This is a genomic window from Burkholderia multivorans ATCC BAA-247 (genome assembly GCF_000959525.1).
GTDB classification, from domain to species: Bacteria; Pseudomonadota; Gammaproteobacteria; order Burkholderiales; family Burkholderiaceae; genus Burkholderia; species Burkholderia multivorans.
In genome coordinates this window covers 671,526-684,626 of record NZ_CP009832.1, presented here as the reverse complement: position 1 = coordinate 684,626, position 13,101 = coordinate 671,526, and the positions used below count along the sequence as shown (strand labels likewise).

The window sequence follows — 13,101 nt, the reverse complement described above, 5'->3', positions numbered from 1 at the left end:
AGACGGCGCCGCATGATGTTGGGGAATTCGACCGGCTCACGGCCGGTTCATGTCGCTTTTTCGTCGCAAAACGCGAGAACGTCGTCGACATAGTCGGCAAATTCGCTGATGCCGTGATCGCTGCCCTCGATCACGCGCGTTTTCGCGCCGCGGTAGTGGGCGAGCATCTCGCGGTAGTCGAGCACTTCGTCGCCCGTCGCCGCGAACAGATAGTAGCGCTCGGGACGCGTGATCGCCGGCACGCGCAACGCGTCGAGCTCCTGCAGATGGCGGCGTTCGACGACGATCGTGCCACCGCCGTGATACAGCGGCTGTTCGCCGAGATACTGTTCGAGATCGCGCTGCGGCACGATCGCCGGGTTCAGCAGCACGGCTTTCCAGCCGTGCTTTTCGGCGAGCCACGTCGCGTAATAGCCGCCGAGCGAGCTGCCGATCACGGTCACGTCGCGCGCGCCGGCCGCTTCGGCTTCGGCGAGCGCGACCGCCTCGAGCGGCGACACCGACAGCGACGGGCACCGCCATTCGTCCAGGCGCCCGAGCTCGGCCATTCGCGCGGCGAGCAGCCGCGACTTCTGCGACGCGGGCGACGACCGGAAGCCGTGCAGATAGAGGATCACGCACGGCTCCCGAGCGCGTCGAGCAGCTTCTGATGCACGCCGCCGAAGCCGCCGTTGCTCATCACGAGCACGTGGTCGCCGGGACGCGCCGCTTCCGCGACGGCCTTCACGAGCAGATGGAGATCGTCGAACGCGCGCGCCTTGTCGCCGAGCGGCGAAAGCGCGTCGCCGAGATTCCAGCCGAGCGCGTCGCGGCCGCTCGGCGCGCCGTAGCCGAACACGAGATCGGCATCGGCGAGGCTCGCCGGCAGCTGCGCCTTCATCACGCCGAGCTTCATCGTGTTCGAGCGTGGCTCGAGCACCGCGAGAATGCGGCTGTTTTGACGGCCGATGCGTGCGCGAAGCCCGGCGATCGTGGTTTCGATCGCGGTCGGATGGTGCGCGAAGTCGTCGTAGACGGTCACGCCGTCGACGCTGCCGCGCACCTCCATGCGGCGCTTCACGTTGCGAAACGACGCGAGCGACGCGGCGGCCTGGGCCGGCGGCACCCCGACGTGGCGCGCGGCGGCGATCGCCGCGAGCGCGTTCATGCGGTTGTGCTCGCCCTGCACCTGCCATGCGACTTCGCCGACACGCTCGGCATGCGAATAGACCGCGAAGCGCTCGTCGACCGGCACGCCGTCCTCGGCCGGCAGCGCCTGCCAGCCGCCATCGACGCCGAAGCGCTCGACTTCGCTCCAGCAGCCGCGCGCGAGCACGCGCTCGAGCGCATCCGAGCGGCCGTTCGTGACGATCCGGCCGACGCCCGGCACGGTGCGCACGAGATGATGGAATTGCGTCTCGATCGCGGCGAGATCGGGGAAGATGTCGGCGTGATCGAATTCGAGATTGTTCAGCACCGCGGTGCGCGGCCGGTAGTGGACGAACTTCGAGCGCTTGTCGAAGAATGCGGTGTCGTATTCGTCGGCCTCGATCACGAAGAAGCTCGAATCGGTAAGCCGCGCCGACACGCCGAAGTTCAACGGCACGCCGCCGATCAGGAAACCGGGGGCGAGCCCGGCGTCCTCGAGCAGCCACGCGAGCATCGACGACGTCGTGGTCTTGCCGTGCGTGCCCGCGACCGCGAGCACCCACTTGCCGGCGAGCACGTGCTCGCCGAGCCATTGCGGGCCTGACACGTACGGCAGCCCGCGGTCGAGGATCGCCTCCATCAGCGGATTGCCGCGCGTGACGACGTTGCCGATCACGAAGAGATCCGGCTTCAGGTCGATCTGGTCGGCGCCGTAGCCCTCGATCAGCGTGATGCCCTGCGCCTCGAGCTGCGTGCTCATCGGCGGATAGACGCCCGCGTCGCAACCCGTCACCGTATGCCCCGCCGCGCGCGCGAGTACGGCGAGACCGCCCATGAAGGTGCCGCAGATGCCGAGAATGTGGATGTGCATAGATGAATGCTTTCGCGCCGCCTGGCGCCGTCGATTCGGAAAGGATGGTCTGCGTCGCGCCGCACGGGCCGCGTGGCCGGCCGCGCGCGTGCCGAGGCGACGCAAAGAGCGTCATTGTAACTGACGCCCCGTGCGCACCGGGCGCCGGCGCACACCGCGGCACGCGCCGGGCGGCGTGCGGCCGCAGCGCGGTCGGGCGCCGCGGCGATCGAGTATGATTGCCGGATCATGTCTCGCAAACCCCTTGTCGATCCGCGGCGCGTCCGCGAGGAAATCGCCCAGTCCGCCGCGCGCCTGATCGCGGAGGACGGTCTCGACTATGCCGGCGCCAAACGCAAGGCCGCGCGCCAGCTGCTCGGCGACACGCGCGTGGCTGGCGAATGGCTGCCCGATAACGACCTGATCGAGGAAGAACTGCGCGAATACCTGGCGCTGTTCCAGAGCGATACGCAGCCGGACGAGCTGCGGCGCCTGCGCGAAATCGCGCTCGACTGGATGCGCCGGCTCGCCGAATTCAATCCGTACGTGACGGGCGCGGTGCTGAACGGCACCGCGAACGCACATTCGGACATTCATTTGCAGACCTTCACCGACAACCCGAAGGACGTCGCGATCTACCTGCTGAATCAGAACGTGCAGTACGACGTCTCCGAGACGCGGCATTTCGCGGGCCGCGGCGACGTCGAGACGCTGAGCTTCCTGTGGCGCCCGCGGCGCGACATGGACGCGATCGGCATCCACGTCGCGCTCTACGCGAGCGACGACCTGCGCGGCGCGGTCAAGGCCGACGCGCGCGGCCGTGTCGCGCGCGCGGACGCCGCCGCGCTGCGCGCGCTCGTCGGCGCGGGAACCGCGCCTTCCGAACCGGAATGATTGAACGATGATGATGAAACGCATGCTGGCGCTCGCAGTGGTCGCGGCCGCCGCCGTCGCCGGCGGGATCGCCGCCGGCCGCTGGTTCCACGGCAGCACCGACGACGGCGTCGCCGTCGCCGCGGCCGCGCAGGGCAATCCGGTCGAGCAGCTGTGGGCCGCATCGCTCACGGGCGTCGACGGCAAGCCCGCGACGCTCGCGGCCTTCAAGGGCCAGAAGGTCGTCGTGAATTTCTGGGCCTCGTGGTGCGGCCCGTGCGTCGAGGAGATGCCCGAGCTCGTCGCGCTGTCGCATCAATATGGGCAGAAGGGCATCCGTTTCGTCGGGATCGGCGTCGATTCCGAGCAGAACGTGAAGAACTTCCTGCAGAAGGTGAAGGTCGACTACCCGGTGTTCGTCAGCGGCTATGCGGGCGCAGATCTGGCCCGTAATTTCGGGAACACGGCCGGCGCTCTACCTTTTACGGTCGTCATCGACGCCACGGGCAAGATCCGCGAGACAAAATTGGGACAAATCCAACCTGCGGAGCTGAAAAAGACGCTCGACGCGTTGTGACGCGTCCGAATCGCGATGTGCAAGTTGACTGCGGTTCGCACATCGATCGCGGCAGTTTCGCGCGAATTCGCCGACACTTTGCATTGATGCCGGTAATTATTACAGGGCCGGCGCGCGCGGCCGTTCGGCAAAACTAGACAAATTTCTCTAAATAGCGCTAAAGTGCGCGCAATTCCGCAGAATTAGAAGCGACCATGACACGATTGCTGGTGCTGCACGGCCCTAACCTGAACCTTCTCGGCACCCGGGAACCGGAGGTGTACGGCCGCGTCACGCTGGCGCAGATCGATCAGGCGCTGGCCGCGCGTGCGCAGGAAGCGGGAGCCGAACTGTCGTCGTTCCAGAGCAACCACGAAGGCGCGCTCGTCGACCGCATCCAGGCCGCGCGGGAGGAACAGACCGATTTCATCCTGATCAACCCGGCGGCGTATACGCACACGAGCGTCGCGATCCGGGATGCGCTCGCCGGCGTCGGCATTCCGTTCGTCGAGGTACATCTGTCGAACGTGCATCGCCGCGAAGCGTTCAGGCACCACTCCTACTTTTCCGACCAGGCCGAAGGCGTGATCTGCGGGCTGGGCTGGAAAGGCTATCTGTACGCGCTCGAGTACGCGCTGGACAAGCTGCAAGGCGCGTCGCGCGGCTGATTCCGCGATCTGGATTCAGCGCCGGGCTCAACCGGCGCTTTCACGTATTGAAAGGGGAATTCCCGATGGATCTTCGTAAGCTGAAAACTCTGATCGACCTCGTCTCCGAATCGGGCATCTCCGAGCTCGAAGTGACGGAAGGCGAAGGCAAGGTGCGTATCGTCAAGAACGCGCCGCCGGTTTACGTGCAGCCGACGGGCGGGTTTGCCCCGCAGGTCAGCGTCGCCGCATCGGCCGCGCCGACGTCGGCCGAAGCGTCGGCCGCAGCGCCTGCAGCCGCCGCGGCAGCTGCACCGGCACCGGCCGCTCCGCAGGGTCACGTCGTGACCTCGCCGATGGTCGGCACGTTCTACCGCGCGCCGTCGCCGGGCGCGGACCCGTTCGTGCAGGTCGGCGACTCGGTCAAGGAAGGCCAGACGCTCTGCATCATCGAAGCGATGAAGCTGCTCAACGAGATCGAGTCGGACAAGGCCGGCGTGATCAAGGAAATCCTCGTCGAGAACGGCCAGGCCGTCGAATACGGCCAGCCGCTTTTCGTGATCGGCTAAGCCCGCCGCGCGGCCATCCGGCCGCGCGCCGCCGATGCTCTCCAGGCGCCGTTCGCGCGCCCCTCGAAGAGACGAATACTCGCTATGTTTGAAAAAATCCTCATTGCCAACCGCGGTGAAATCGCGCTGCGCATTCAGCGCGCGTGCCGCGAGCTGGGCGTCAAGACGGTGGTCGTCTACTCGGAAGCCGACAAGGAAGCCAAGTACGTGCGCCTCGCGGACGAGGCCGTCTGTATCGGCCCGGCCCCGTCGAACCTGAGCTACCTGAACATGCCGGCGCTGATCAGCGCCGCGGAAGTCACCGACGCCGAAGCGATCCACCCCGGCTACGGCTTCCTGTCCGAGAACGCCGACTTCGCGGAACGCGTCGAACAGTCGGGCTTCACGTTCATCGGCCCGCGTCCGGAAACGATCCGCCTGATGGGCGACAAGGTCACCGCGAAACAGACCATGATCAAGACCGGCGTGCCGTGCGTGCCGGGCTCGGAAGGCGCGTTGCCGGACGATCCGAAGGAGATCGTGAAGATTGCGCGCGCGATCGGCTATCCGGTGATCATCAAGGCCGCAGGCGGCGGCGGCGGTCGCGGGATGCGTGTCGTGCACACCGAAGCTGCGCTCGTCAACGCGGTGAACATGACCCGCGAGGAAGCCGGCCGTGCGTTCGGCAACCCGCAGGTCTACATGGAGAAGTTCCTCGAGAACCCGCGCCACATCGAGATCCAGGTGCTGTCGGACGCGCACAAGAACGCGATCTGGCTCGGCGAGCGCGACTGCTCGATGCAGCGCCGCCACCAGAAGGTGATCGAGGAAGCGCCGGCGCCCGGCATTCCGCGCCGTCTGATCGACCGCATCGGCGATCGCTGCGCGGACGCGTGCAAGAAGATGGGCTACCTCGGCGCCGGCACGTTCGAATTCCTGTACGAAAACGGCGAGTTCTACTTCATCGAAATGAACACGCGCGTGCAGGTCGAGCACCCGGTCTCGGAAATGATCACCGGCGTCGACATCGTGCAGGAGCAGATCCGCATCGCGGCTGGCGAGAAGCTGACGCTGCGCCAGCGCGACATCCAGTTCCGCGGCCACGCGATCGAATGCCGGATCAACGCCGAAGATCCGTTCAAGTTCACGCCGTCGCCGGGCCGGATCACGTCGTGGCATACGCCGGGCGGCCCCGGTGTGCGCGTCGATTCGCACGCCTACAATGGCTATTTCGTGCCGCCGAACTACGATTCGATGATCGGCAAGCTGATCACCTACGGCGCGACGCGCGAGCAGGCGATCCGCCGCATGCGCATCGCGCTGTCGGAGATGGTCGTCGAAGGCATCCAGACGAACATCCCGCTGCACCGCGAACTGATGATCGACTCCAAGTTCGTCGAAGGCGGCACGAGCATCCACTACCTCGAAAACCGGCTCGCGCAGAAGCAGGCCGTCGCACCGGAAGAAGCGTAAGCATGAGCTATCGCGAACTCGTCGTCGAACTGGCCCGCGAGCACGCGGAGGCGCTGTCCGACGCGCTGCTCGAACTCGGCGCGCTGTCGGTATCGGTCGAAGATGCCGATGCCGACACGCCCGACGAACAGCCGCTCTTCGGCGAGCCGGGCCTCGTGCCGGAGCGCACCGCGTGGCAGCACTCGCGCGTGATCGCGCTGCTGTCGCCCGACCACGAGCCGGCCGTGCTGCTCGCGGCCGCCGCGAACGAGATCGGCCTCGACGCCACGCCGAAGTTCGACGTGCGCGAAGTCGAGGAACAGGACTGGGTGCGGCTTACGCAGTCGCAGTTCGAGCCGATCCCGATCGGCGAACGGATCTGGGTCGTGCCGTCGTGGCACGACGCACCCGATCCCGACGCGCTCGTGCTCGAGCTCGATCCGGGCCTCGCGTTCGGCACGGGCAGTCACCCGACCACGCGCCTGTGCATGGAATGGCTCGAGCAGTCGGTGCAGCCGGGCCAGTCGGTGCTCGATTATGGCTGCGGCTCGGGCATCCTCGCGATCCTCGCGAAGAAATGCGGGGCGAACCCCGTCGTCGGCATCGACATCGATCCGCAAGCCGTCGAATCGGCGCGTCAGAACAGCGAACGCAACCGCGCGGAAGTCACGTACGGGCTGCCGGACGCGTGCCCGGCCGGCGAGTTCGACATCGTCGTCGCGAACATCCTGTCGAATCCGCTGAAGCTGATGGCGTCGATGCTCGCTTCGAAAGTGAAACCGGGCGGGCGCATCGCGCTGTCGGGCGTGCTCGCGCGTCAGGCCGACGAAGTCGCGGCCGTGTATGCGCGTTACGTCGACATCTCGGTCTGGCGCGAACACGAAGGTTGGGTCTGCCTCGCCGGAACGCGGCGGGAAAGCCATTAGAATAGCGCTGTCCTTCACTCTGGCCAGCAGGCCGCCCGGCTCGACATGTTTCTTGCGACGCGCTGCCCTCATTGCGAAACCGTCTTCCGGCTGCAGCCGGAACAGCTGTCGCTGCATCAAGGGCTCGTGCGTTGCGGACACTGCCGGCAAGTCTTCAATGCCGCGCAATCGCTCGTGCCCGAGCACGCGCAGCCGCCCGCATCGCCCGCCTCCAAGCCGACGTCGCCCGAACTGAAGCCGAGCGACGCTGAGCGGCCGACGAACCTTCGCGATATCGACGATGCCGGCAATGCCGCGCATGCAGACGCACCGCCGCGGCTGTTCGCCGATGCGCCGCGCGACGTGCCGCCAAGCGCCGACTACAAGCCCGAAGGCTGGGACATGTGGGCGCCGTGGCTCGACGGCAGCATCGATCCGGCGTTGCAGCACAACGGGAAAACGGTCCGGATCGAACCGCTGGTGCCGGTCGCGCTGCCGTCGATCGAAGCGGGCGTCGTTCGTCTGACAGGCACGCCCGAGCGGACGCCGCACGCGCGTGAAGCCGACGCTGCGTCGCGTGCCGGCGATGCGCACGACCCGCTCTCGGCTTCCTCTACTTCGCCGCACGAAACGGACGCTGCGTTGCCGCCAATTGCGGCATCCGCTGCATCGACCGAAACCGACGCAACGCTGCCGCCGCTCACTGCATCCGCCGACGCACCCGCGGCGGTGCCGCCCTTCCCGCCCTCTGCCGACACCGACGCACGCGAACCGCGCTTCATCGCGCCCGTGCCGACCGACGCCGGCAACGACGCCGACGAACCGCCCCGCCCGCCGCACTTCGCCGTGCCGGACGATATCGACGCACCGCGCGAGCCGCGTTTCGCAGCCGCAGCGGCACCGGCGACAGCGGCCTTCGCTGCCGCCGATACGCGCGCACCGGCCGACGAACCGTTCGCCGCGGTGCCGTCCGACGACGACCGTCCGCCGTTCGCGGTCACACGCGAAGCGCGCGAGCCGCAGCGTCGCGGGGTGCTCGGCGGCTTCGTGGGCGGGCTCGTCGCGGCCGCGCTCGCGGTGCTGCTCGTCGCGCAGCTCGCGTGGTGGCAACGCGAACCGCTGATGATCCATTGGCCGGCGACACAAGGCTGGTTCCGCCAGCTGTGCGCGCCGCTCGGCTGCACGGTCGCGCCGCCGCGCGCGATCGACGGGCTGCGGCTCGATGCGACCGATCTGCGCCAGCTCGACGGCCCGCGCGTGCTTGAACTGAAAGCGCCGCTGACGAACCGCTACCGTGTCGCGCTCGCCTATCCGTCGCTCGAGCTGACGCTGCTCGACGACAGCAATCGCGTCACCGTGCGCCGCGTGCTCGCGCCGCGCGAGTACGTGCGCCCCGGTACGCCGATCGACGCCGGGCTGCCGCCCGGCACGACGCAGACGATGATCGTCCGCCTCGACACGAACGGCGCACCCGCATCGAATTTCCGCGTCCAGATCTTCTATCCGTGACGCACCGCGGCGCGCGCACGCGCGCCCGTCTCAACCCGCGCGCCCGAGCGGCGCGCTATTTCGGAGCACGAACATGAGCAAAGTTACGCTGGGTGGCAACCCGATCGATCTCGCCGGCACGTTCCCGACCGTCGGTTCGCAGGCCCCCGACTTCAAGCTGGTCGGCAAGGACCTCGCCGATCTGACGCTCGCCAGCTTCGCCGGCAAGCGCAAGGTGCTGAACATCGTGCCGAGCCTCGACACGCCGACCTGCGCGACGTCGACCCGCAAGTTCAACGAAGCTGCGTCGTCGCTGGACAACACGGTCGTGATCGTCGTGTCGGCCGACCTGCCGTTCGCGGCATCGCGCTTCTGCACGACCGAAGGCCTCGAGAACGTCGTGACGGCGTCGACGTTCCGCACCGGCCGCGCATTCGCGAACGCATACGGCGTCGACGTGACGAGCGGCCCGCTGAACGGCCTGACGGCGCGCGCGGTTGTCGTGCTCGACGCGCAGGACAAGGTGATCCACGCGCAACTCGTCAGCGAGATCAAGGACGAGCCGAACTACGACGCAGCGCTCGCCGCACTGAAGTAATCCGCCGCCGCCCGGCCCGCGCCGGCCGGGCGGCCGCCTCCCTTTGCTCTCTACAGGAACGCACGCCTTGACTACGCTGATTTGCGGCTCGCTCGCCTACGACAACATCATGACTTTCGAGGGCCGGTTTCGCGAGCACATCCTGCCCGACCAGGTTCACCTGCTGAACGTGAGCTTCCTCGTGCCGACGATGCGACGCGAATTCGGCGGCTGCGCGGGCAATATCGCCTACGCGCTGCACATGCTCGGCGGCGACGCGCGCATCATGGCGACGGTCGGCGCGAACGATGCCGATCGCTATCTCGAGCGGCTCGACAGCCTCGGCCTGTCGAAGGCGAACGTGCGCGTGGTGCCCGATGCGCATACCGCGCAGGCGATGATCACGACCGATCTCGACAACAACCAGATCACGGCTTTCCACCCGGGCGCGATGATGCTGTCGCACCTGAACCGCGCGGACGAAGTGCCGGGCGTGAAGCTCGGCATCGTCGCACCGGACGGCTTCGACGGGATGGTCCAGCACGCCGAGCAGTTCGCGAAGGCCGGGATCCCGTTCATCTTCGATCCGGGCCAGGGCCTGCCGCTGTTCGACGGCGCGACGCTGCGCCGCATCATTGAACTCGCGACGTTCGTCGCAGTCAACGACTACGAAGGCAAGCTCGTCAGCGACAAGACGGGCTGGTCCGAACAGGAAATCGCCAGCCGGGTTCAGGCGTTGATCATCACGCGCGGCGAGCACGGCTCTACCATTCTTCACAAAAACGGCGAAGAACAGATTCCCGTCGTGCGCGCCGAGCGCGTCGTCGACCCGACCGGCTGCGGCGATGCCTTCCGGGGCGGGCTTCTCTACGGGATCGAAAACGGCCTCGACTGGGCAACCACGGGCCGCCTCGCAAGCCTGATGGGCTCGCTGAAGATCGCTTACCAGGGGCCCCAGACTTACGTACTGACGCGCGCCGAAATCGACGCGCGCTTCGAGGCTGCGTTCGGTTACAGTCTCAAATGAATATTGTTGGAGAGCAAAGATGCTGACGAAAAAAACCCTCACGCTCGCGGCCATGGTCACCGCCACGGTGACGCTCGCCGGCTGCTTCACGCCGCCCGGCTCGGCGGACGTCTATAGCGTCGGCCAGGCGCAGCGCGAACAGACGGTCCGCATGGGCACCGTCGAAAGCGTTCGCGCGGTGCGCATCCAGTCCGACGGCGGCGGCAGCGCGATCGGCACGCTGGGCGGCGGCGCGCTCGGCGCCGTGGCCGGCAGCGCGATCGGCGGCGGCCGGGGGTCGATCCTGACGGCCATCGCAGGCGGCCTCGCGGGCGCGGTCGCGGGCAATGCGATCGGCGAAAACATGAGCACCGCGAACGGCGTCGAAATCACGGTGCGCCTCGACAACGGCGATCTGCGCTCGATCACGCAGGCCGCGACCGGCGAAGTGTTCCGTGCCGGCGAACGCGTGCGTCTGCTGTCGAGCGGCGGCGTCACGCGCGTCACGCACTAACGAGTACCTCAGCGCGCGGCGCGAGCCGCGGTCGAACGCATGTGCGAGGCTGCACATGCGTTTTTTTTCGTCCGTACGCGGCGGCCGCCGCAGACGGATGAAAACGCGGACGAAAAAAATCCCGCCACCTGAACCAGATGGCGGGACCGATTGAGTAGCGCTACTCAACCCACGGACACGACGAAGGTGTCCGGGTGGTGCTCGTCAACCGCGATTACGGACGGCTGCCGGTCGGGAACGGCCATGCCGCTGCCGGGTTGAGCGCCGTCTTCACGCCCGATGCCGGTGCGACCGATGCCGTCGATGCCGTCGTTGCCGGTGCGGCCTTCTTCACCACAGCCTTCTTCGGCGCAGCAGCCTTCTTCGCCGGCGCGGCCTTCTTCGCGGGCGCAGCCTTCTTCGCTGCAGCCTTCTTCGCCGGTGCCGCCTTCTTGGCAGCAGCCTTCTTCGCCGGTGCGGCCTTCTTCGCCGCTACCTTCTTCGTCGCGACCTTCTTGGCTGCAACCTTCTTCGCTGCGGCCTTCTTCGCCGGTGCCGCCTTCTTCGCGGCGACCCTCTTCGTCGCGACCTTCTTGGCTGCAACCTTCTTCGTTGCGACCTTCTTCGCAGCGGTCTTCTTCGCCGGTGCTGCCTTCTTCGCTGCAACCTTCTTGGCAGCGGCCTTCTTCGCCGGCGCTGCCTTCTTCGCGGCAACCTTCTTCACCGCGACCTTCTTCGCAGCAACCTTCTTCACTGCAGCGGCCTTCTTCGCCGGTGCTGCAGCCTTCTTCGCAACGGTCTTCTTCGCAGCAGCCTTCTTGGCAGCCGGTTTCTTCTTGGCAGTAGCCATGTTGTTCTCCTTCAGGTTCAGATGAGAGTCAGTTCAAACTACACCCTTCGTCAAAACCCGCTTCCCGCGGACGCTGTTCAGCACGTGCGCTTCGAAGCGGGCTATTCATCGGCGTACGCGGATACCGCACGCTTACGCTAATGAATACGGTATGGCGCGCGAAGCCACCCGGCTTCGCGCGCCAAATCAAGTCGGCAGCCGGCACACGTCGCGCCGCTGCCCCTAATCGCTTGATCAAGCGAACGACCACACGGCCGTCCGCTTTTTCCGGAGGGAAGTTTGCCCATCCCACTGAAGGGTTCGCAAAGTGCCTGTCGTGTCGTTGGGCCTTTAAGGCACCGGGCATGCTTTGCATCAGGCGTTCTTGCTCCTAAACCTTGGGCCGGCGCCGAGAGGCCGCCGGCTGCTCCATCATGTGACGGGTTCGCTGCTGCGGGTTACTCCCAGGACAGCGCGCCTCCCGTCTGATACTCGATCACACGCGTCTCGAAGAAGTTGCGTTCCTTCTTCAGGTCGATCATCTCGCTCATCCACGGGAACGGGTTTTCCTCGTTCGGGAACAGCGGATCGAGGCCGATCTGCTGGCAACGACGGTTGCAGATGAAGCGCAGATAGCTCTTGAACATCGACGCGTTCAGGCCCAGCACGCCGCGCGGCATCGTGTCCTCGGCGTAACGGTATTCGAGTTCGACAGCCTGCTTGAACAGCTCGCGGATCTCCGCACGGAACTCGGCCGTCCACAGGTGCGGGTTTTCGAGCTTGATCTGGTTGATCAGGTCGATGCCGAAATTGCAGTGCATCGACTCGTCGCGCAGGATGTACTGATATTGCTCCGCAGCACCCGTCATCTTGTTCTGGCGGCCGAGCGCGAGGATCTGCGTGAACCCGACATAGAAGAACAGGCCTTCCATGATGCAGGCGAACACGATCAGCGACTTCAGCAGCTTCTGATCCGCTTCGAGCGTGCCGGTCTTGAAGGCCGGGTCCGTCAGCGTATGGATGAACGGGATCAGGAATTCGTCTTTCGCGCGGATCGACGGGACTTCGTGGTACGCGTTGAAGATCTCGCCTTCGTCGAGCCCGAGCGACTCGACGATGTATTGATACGCGTGCGTGTGGATCGCCTCTTCGAATGCCTGGCGCAGCAGGAACTGGCGGCACTCCGGTGCGGTGATGTGGCGGTACGTGCCGAGCACGATGTTGTTCGCGGCGAGCGAGTCGGCCGTGACGAAGAAGCCGAGGTTGCGCTTGACGATGCGGCGCTCGTCTTCGGTCAGTCCGTTCGGATCCTTCCACAGCGCGATGTCGCGGGACATGTTGATTTCCTGCGGCATCCAGTGGTTCGCGCAACCGGCCAGATACTTCTCCCACGCCCACTTGTACTTGAACGGCACCAGCTGATTGACGTCAGTCTGGCCGTTGATGATGCGCTTGTCGGCGACATTGACCCGCGCTTCGGAACGGCCGGCGGGAACAGCCGATGCTTGCGGCGGCACCGCAAGATCGCCTTCGAAAATGTCACGGACCTGATGGGCGGCAGGCGACGCAGCCTGCATTCCGACAGCCGTCCCCGCGGAGGTGCGCATCGCGTTTTGCTGCGCTCCACTCGCGGGAGTTACGGCGGTCATCTCGTCATCCCAGTTGAGCATAAATTCTCACCATCAATTTAGAACGGTTTGTACCATCTTTTCCTGAGCGATAAAAGGGTTCGCTCACGAAAAATCCTTT

At 66.2% G+C, this 13,101-nt stretch carries 15 protein-coding genes; 10 read left to right on the top strand and 5 right to left on the bottom strand.

What is annotated here, in order from left to right; genetic code table 11:
- Positions 1-47: 47 nt before the first annotated feature.
- Positions 48-617, bottom strand: coding sequence for a YqiA/YcfP family alpha/beta fold hydrolase (locus NP80_RS15625; RefSeq protein WP_006412030.1), 570 nt, complete (start codon positions 615-617; stop codon positions 48-50).
- The gene (gene mpl, locus NP80_RS15620) at positions 614-2,104 is read right to left on the bottom strand and encodes a UDP-N-acetylmuramate:L-alanyl-gamma-D-glutamyl-meso-diaminopimelate ligase (RefSeq protein ID WP_006412032.1); all 1,491 of its coding nucleotides are present in this window, start codon (positions 2,102-2,104) and stop codon (positions 614-616) included. The genes NP80_RS15625 and mpl overlap by 4 nt, the downstream gene beginning before the upstream one ends.
- A 123-nt stretch (positions 2,105-2,227) precedes the next feature.
- Here mpl and NP80_RS15615 point away from each other — a divergent pair, with 123 nt between their 5' ends.
- The 10 genes from NP80_RS15615 (at position 2,228) to NP80_RS15570 (ending at position 10,544) form a co-directional block, all read left to right on the top strand.
- A complete protein-coding gene (locus NP80_RS15615) occupies positions 2,228-2,872 on the top strand; it encodes a hypothetical protein (protein WP_006407610.1) in 645 nt (214 codons plus the stop codon).
- A 7-nt stretch (positions 2,873-2,879) separates the two neighbouring features.
- Positions 2,880-3,428 (top strand): TlpA family protein disulfide reductase, encoded by a 549-nt coding sequence (locus NP80_RS15610; RefSeq protein ID WP_006407611.1) that lies wholly within the window; start codon positions 2,880-2,882, stop codon positions 3,426-3,428.
- A gap of 194 nt (positions 3,429-3,622) precedes the next feature.
- Positions 3,623-4,075: a type II 3-dehydroquinate dehydratase gene (gene aroQ, locus NP80_RS15605; protein WP_006400394.1), complete on the top strand. Its 453-nt coding sequence runs from the start codon at positions 3,623-3,625 to the stop codon at positions 4,073-4,075.
- A 65-nt stretch (positions 4,076-4,140) separates the two neighbouring features.
- A complete protein-coding gene (gene accB / locus NP80_RS15600) occupies positions 4,141-4,623 on the top strand; it encodes an acetyl-CoA carboxylase biotin carboxyl carrier protein (RefSeq protein WP_006400395.1) in 483 nt (160 codons plus the stop codon).
- An 84-nt stretch (positions 4,624-4,707) separates the two neighbouring features.
- Complete coding sequence (gene accC, locus NP80_RS15595; RefSeq protein WP_006407612.1) at positions 4,708-6,075, top strand: acetyl-CoA carboxylase biotin carboxylase subunit; 1,368 nt, start codon at positions 4,708-4,710, stop codon at positions 6,073-6,075.
- Positions 6,076-6,077: 2 nt separating this feature from the next.
- Positions 6,078-6,980, top strand: a complete 903-nt coding sequence (gene prmA / locus NP80_RS15590) for a 50S ribosomal protein L11 methyltransferase (protein ID WP_006400397.1) — start codon at positions 6,078-6,080, stop codon at positions 6,978-6,980.
- 45 nt (positions 6,981-7,025) lie between these two features.
- Complete coding sequence (locus NP80_RS15585) at positions 7,026-8,468, top strand: zinc-ribbon and DUF3426 domain-containing protein (RefSeq protein WP_006409735.1); 1,443 nt, start codon at positions 7,026-7,028, stop codon at positions 8,466-8,468.
- A gap of 73 nt (positions 8,469-8,541) precedes the next feature.
- Positions 8,542-9,045, top strand: a complete 504-nt coding sequence (gene tpx, locus NP80_RS15580; RefSeq protein ID WP_006400399.1) for a thiol peroxidase — start codon at positions 8,542-8,544, stop codon at positions 9,043-9,045.
- Positions 9,046-9,112: 67 nt separating this feature from the next.
- Positions 9,113-10,051, top strand: a complete 939-nt coding sequence (locus tag NP80_RS15575) for a carbohydrate kinase family protein (RefSeq protein WP_006407615.1) — start codon at positions 9,113-9,115, stop codon at positions 10,049-10,051.
- Positions 10,052-10,070: 19 nt separating this feature from the next.
- Positions 10,071-10,544 (top strand): outer membrane lipoprotein, encoded by a 474-nt coding sequence (locus NP80_RS15570; RefSeq protein ID WP_006400401.1) that lies wholly within the window; start codon positions 10,071-10,073, stop codon positions 10,542-10,544.
- Positions 10,545-10,758: 214 nt separating this feature from the next.
- Here the strand turns inward: NP80_RS15570 and NP80_RS15565 are convergent, their stop codons facing one another.
- The 3 genes from NP80_RS15565 to NP80_RS15560 all read right to left on the bottom strand — a co-directional run bounded on the left by NP80_RS15565 (position 10,759) and on the right by NP80_RS15560 (position 13,022).
- Positions 10,759-11,373 (bottom strand): histone H1-like DNA-binding protein, encoded by a 615-nt coding sequence (locus tag NP80_RS15565; RefSeq protein ID WP_006409732.1) that lies wholly within the window; start codon positions 11,371-11,373, stop codon positions 10,759-10,761.
- Between the two features lie 28 nt (positions 11,374-11,401).
- Positions 11,402-11,728: a hypothetical protein gene (locus NP80_RS29705; RefSeq protein WP_080559141.1), complete on the bottom strand. Its 327-nt coding sequence runs from the start codon at positions 11,726-11,728 to the stop codon at positions 11,402-11,404.
- Positions 11,729-11,810: 82 nt separating this feature from the next.
- Positions 11,811-13,022, bottom strand: coding sequence for a ribonucleotide-diphosphate reductase subunit beta (locus tag NP80_RS15560; protein WP_035946475.1), 1,212 nt, complete (start codon positions 13,020-13,022; stop codon positions 11,811-11,813).
- Positions 13,023-13,101: the final 79 nt, after the last annotated feature.

Bases quoted from the DNA above. Each gene is read 5' to 3' on its own strand.
- accB (WP_006400395.1), top strand. From the start codon at position 4,141: ATGGATCTTCGTAAGCTGAAAACTCTGATCGACCTCGTCTCCGAATCG.
- NP80_RS15570 (WP_006400401.1), top strand. From the start codon at position 10,071: ATGCTGACGAAAAAAACCCTCACGCTCGCGGCCATGGTCACCGCCACG.
- NP80_RS15565 (WP_006409732.1), bottom strand. From the start codon at position 11,373: ATGGCTACTGCCAAGAAGAAACCGGCTGCCAAGAAGGCTGCTGCGAAG.
- NP80_RS15610 (WP_006407611.1), top strand. From the start codon at position 2,880: ATGATGATGAAACGCATGCTGGCGCTCGCAGTGGTCGCGGCCGCCGCC.
- NP80_RS29705 (WP_080559141.1), bottom strand. From the start codon at position 11,728: ATGCAAAGCATGCCCGGTGCCTTAAAGGCCCAACGACACGACAGGCAC.
- NP80_RS15585 (WP_006409735.1), top strand. From the start codon at position 7,026: ATGTTTCTTGCGACGCGCTGCCCTCATTGCGAAACCGTCTTCCGGCTG.
- NP80_RS15615 (WP_006407610.1), top strand. From the start codon at position 2,228: ATGTCTCGCAAACCCCTTGTCGATCCGCGGCGCGTCCGCGAGGAAATC.
- tpx (WP_006400399.1), top strand. From the start codon at position 8,542: ATGAGCAAAGTTACGCTGGGTGGCAACCCGATCGATCTCGCCGGCACG.
- NP80_RS15560 (WP_035946475.1), bottom strand. From the start codon at position 13,022: ATGCTCAACTGGGATGACGAGATGACCGCCGTAACTCCCGCGAGTGGA.
- prmA (WP_006400397.1), top strand. From the start codon at position 6,078: ATGAGCTATCGCGAACTCGTCGTCGAACTGGCCCGCGAGCACGCGGAG.
- accC (WP_006407612.1), top strand. From the start codon at position 4,708: ATGTTTGAAAAAATCCTCATTGCCAACCGCGGTGAAATCGCGCTGCGC.
- aroQ (WP_006400394.1), top strand. From the start codon at position 3,623: ATGACACGATTGCTGGTGCTGCACGGCCCTAACCTGAACCTTCTCGGC.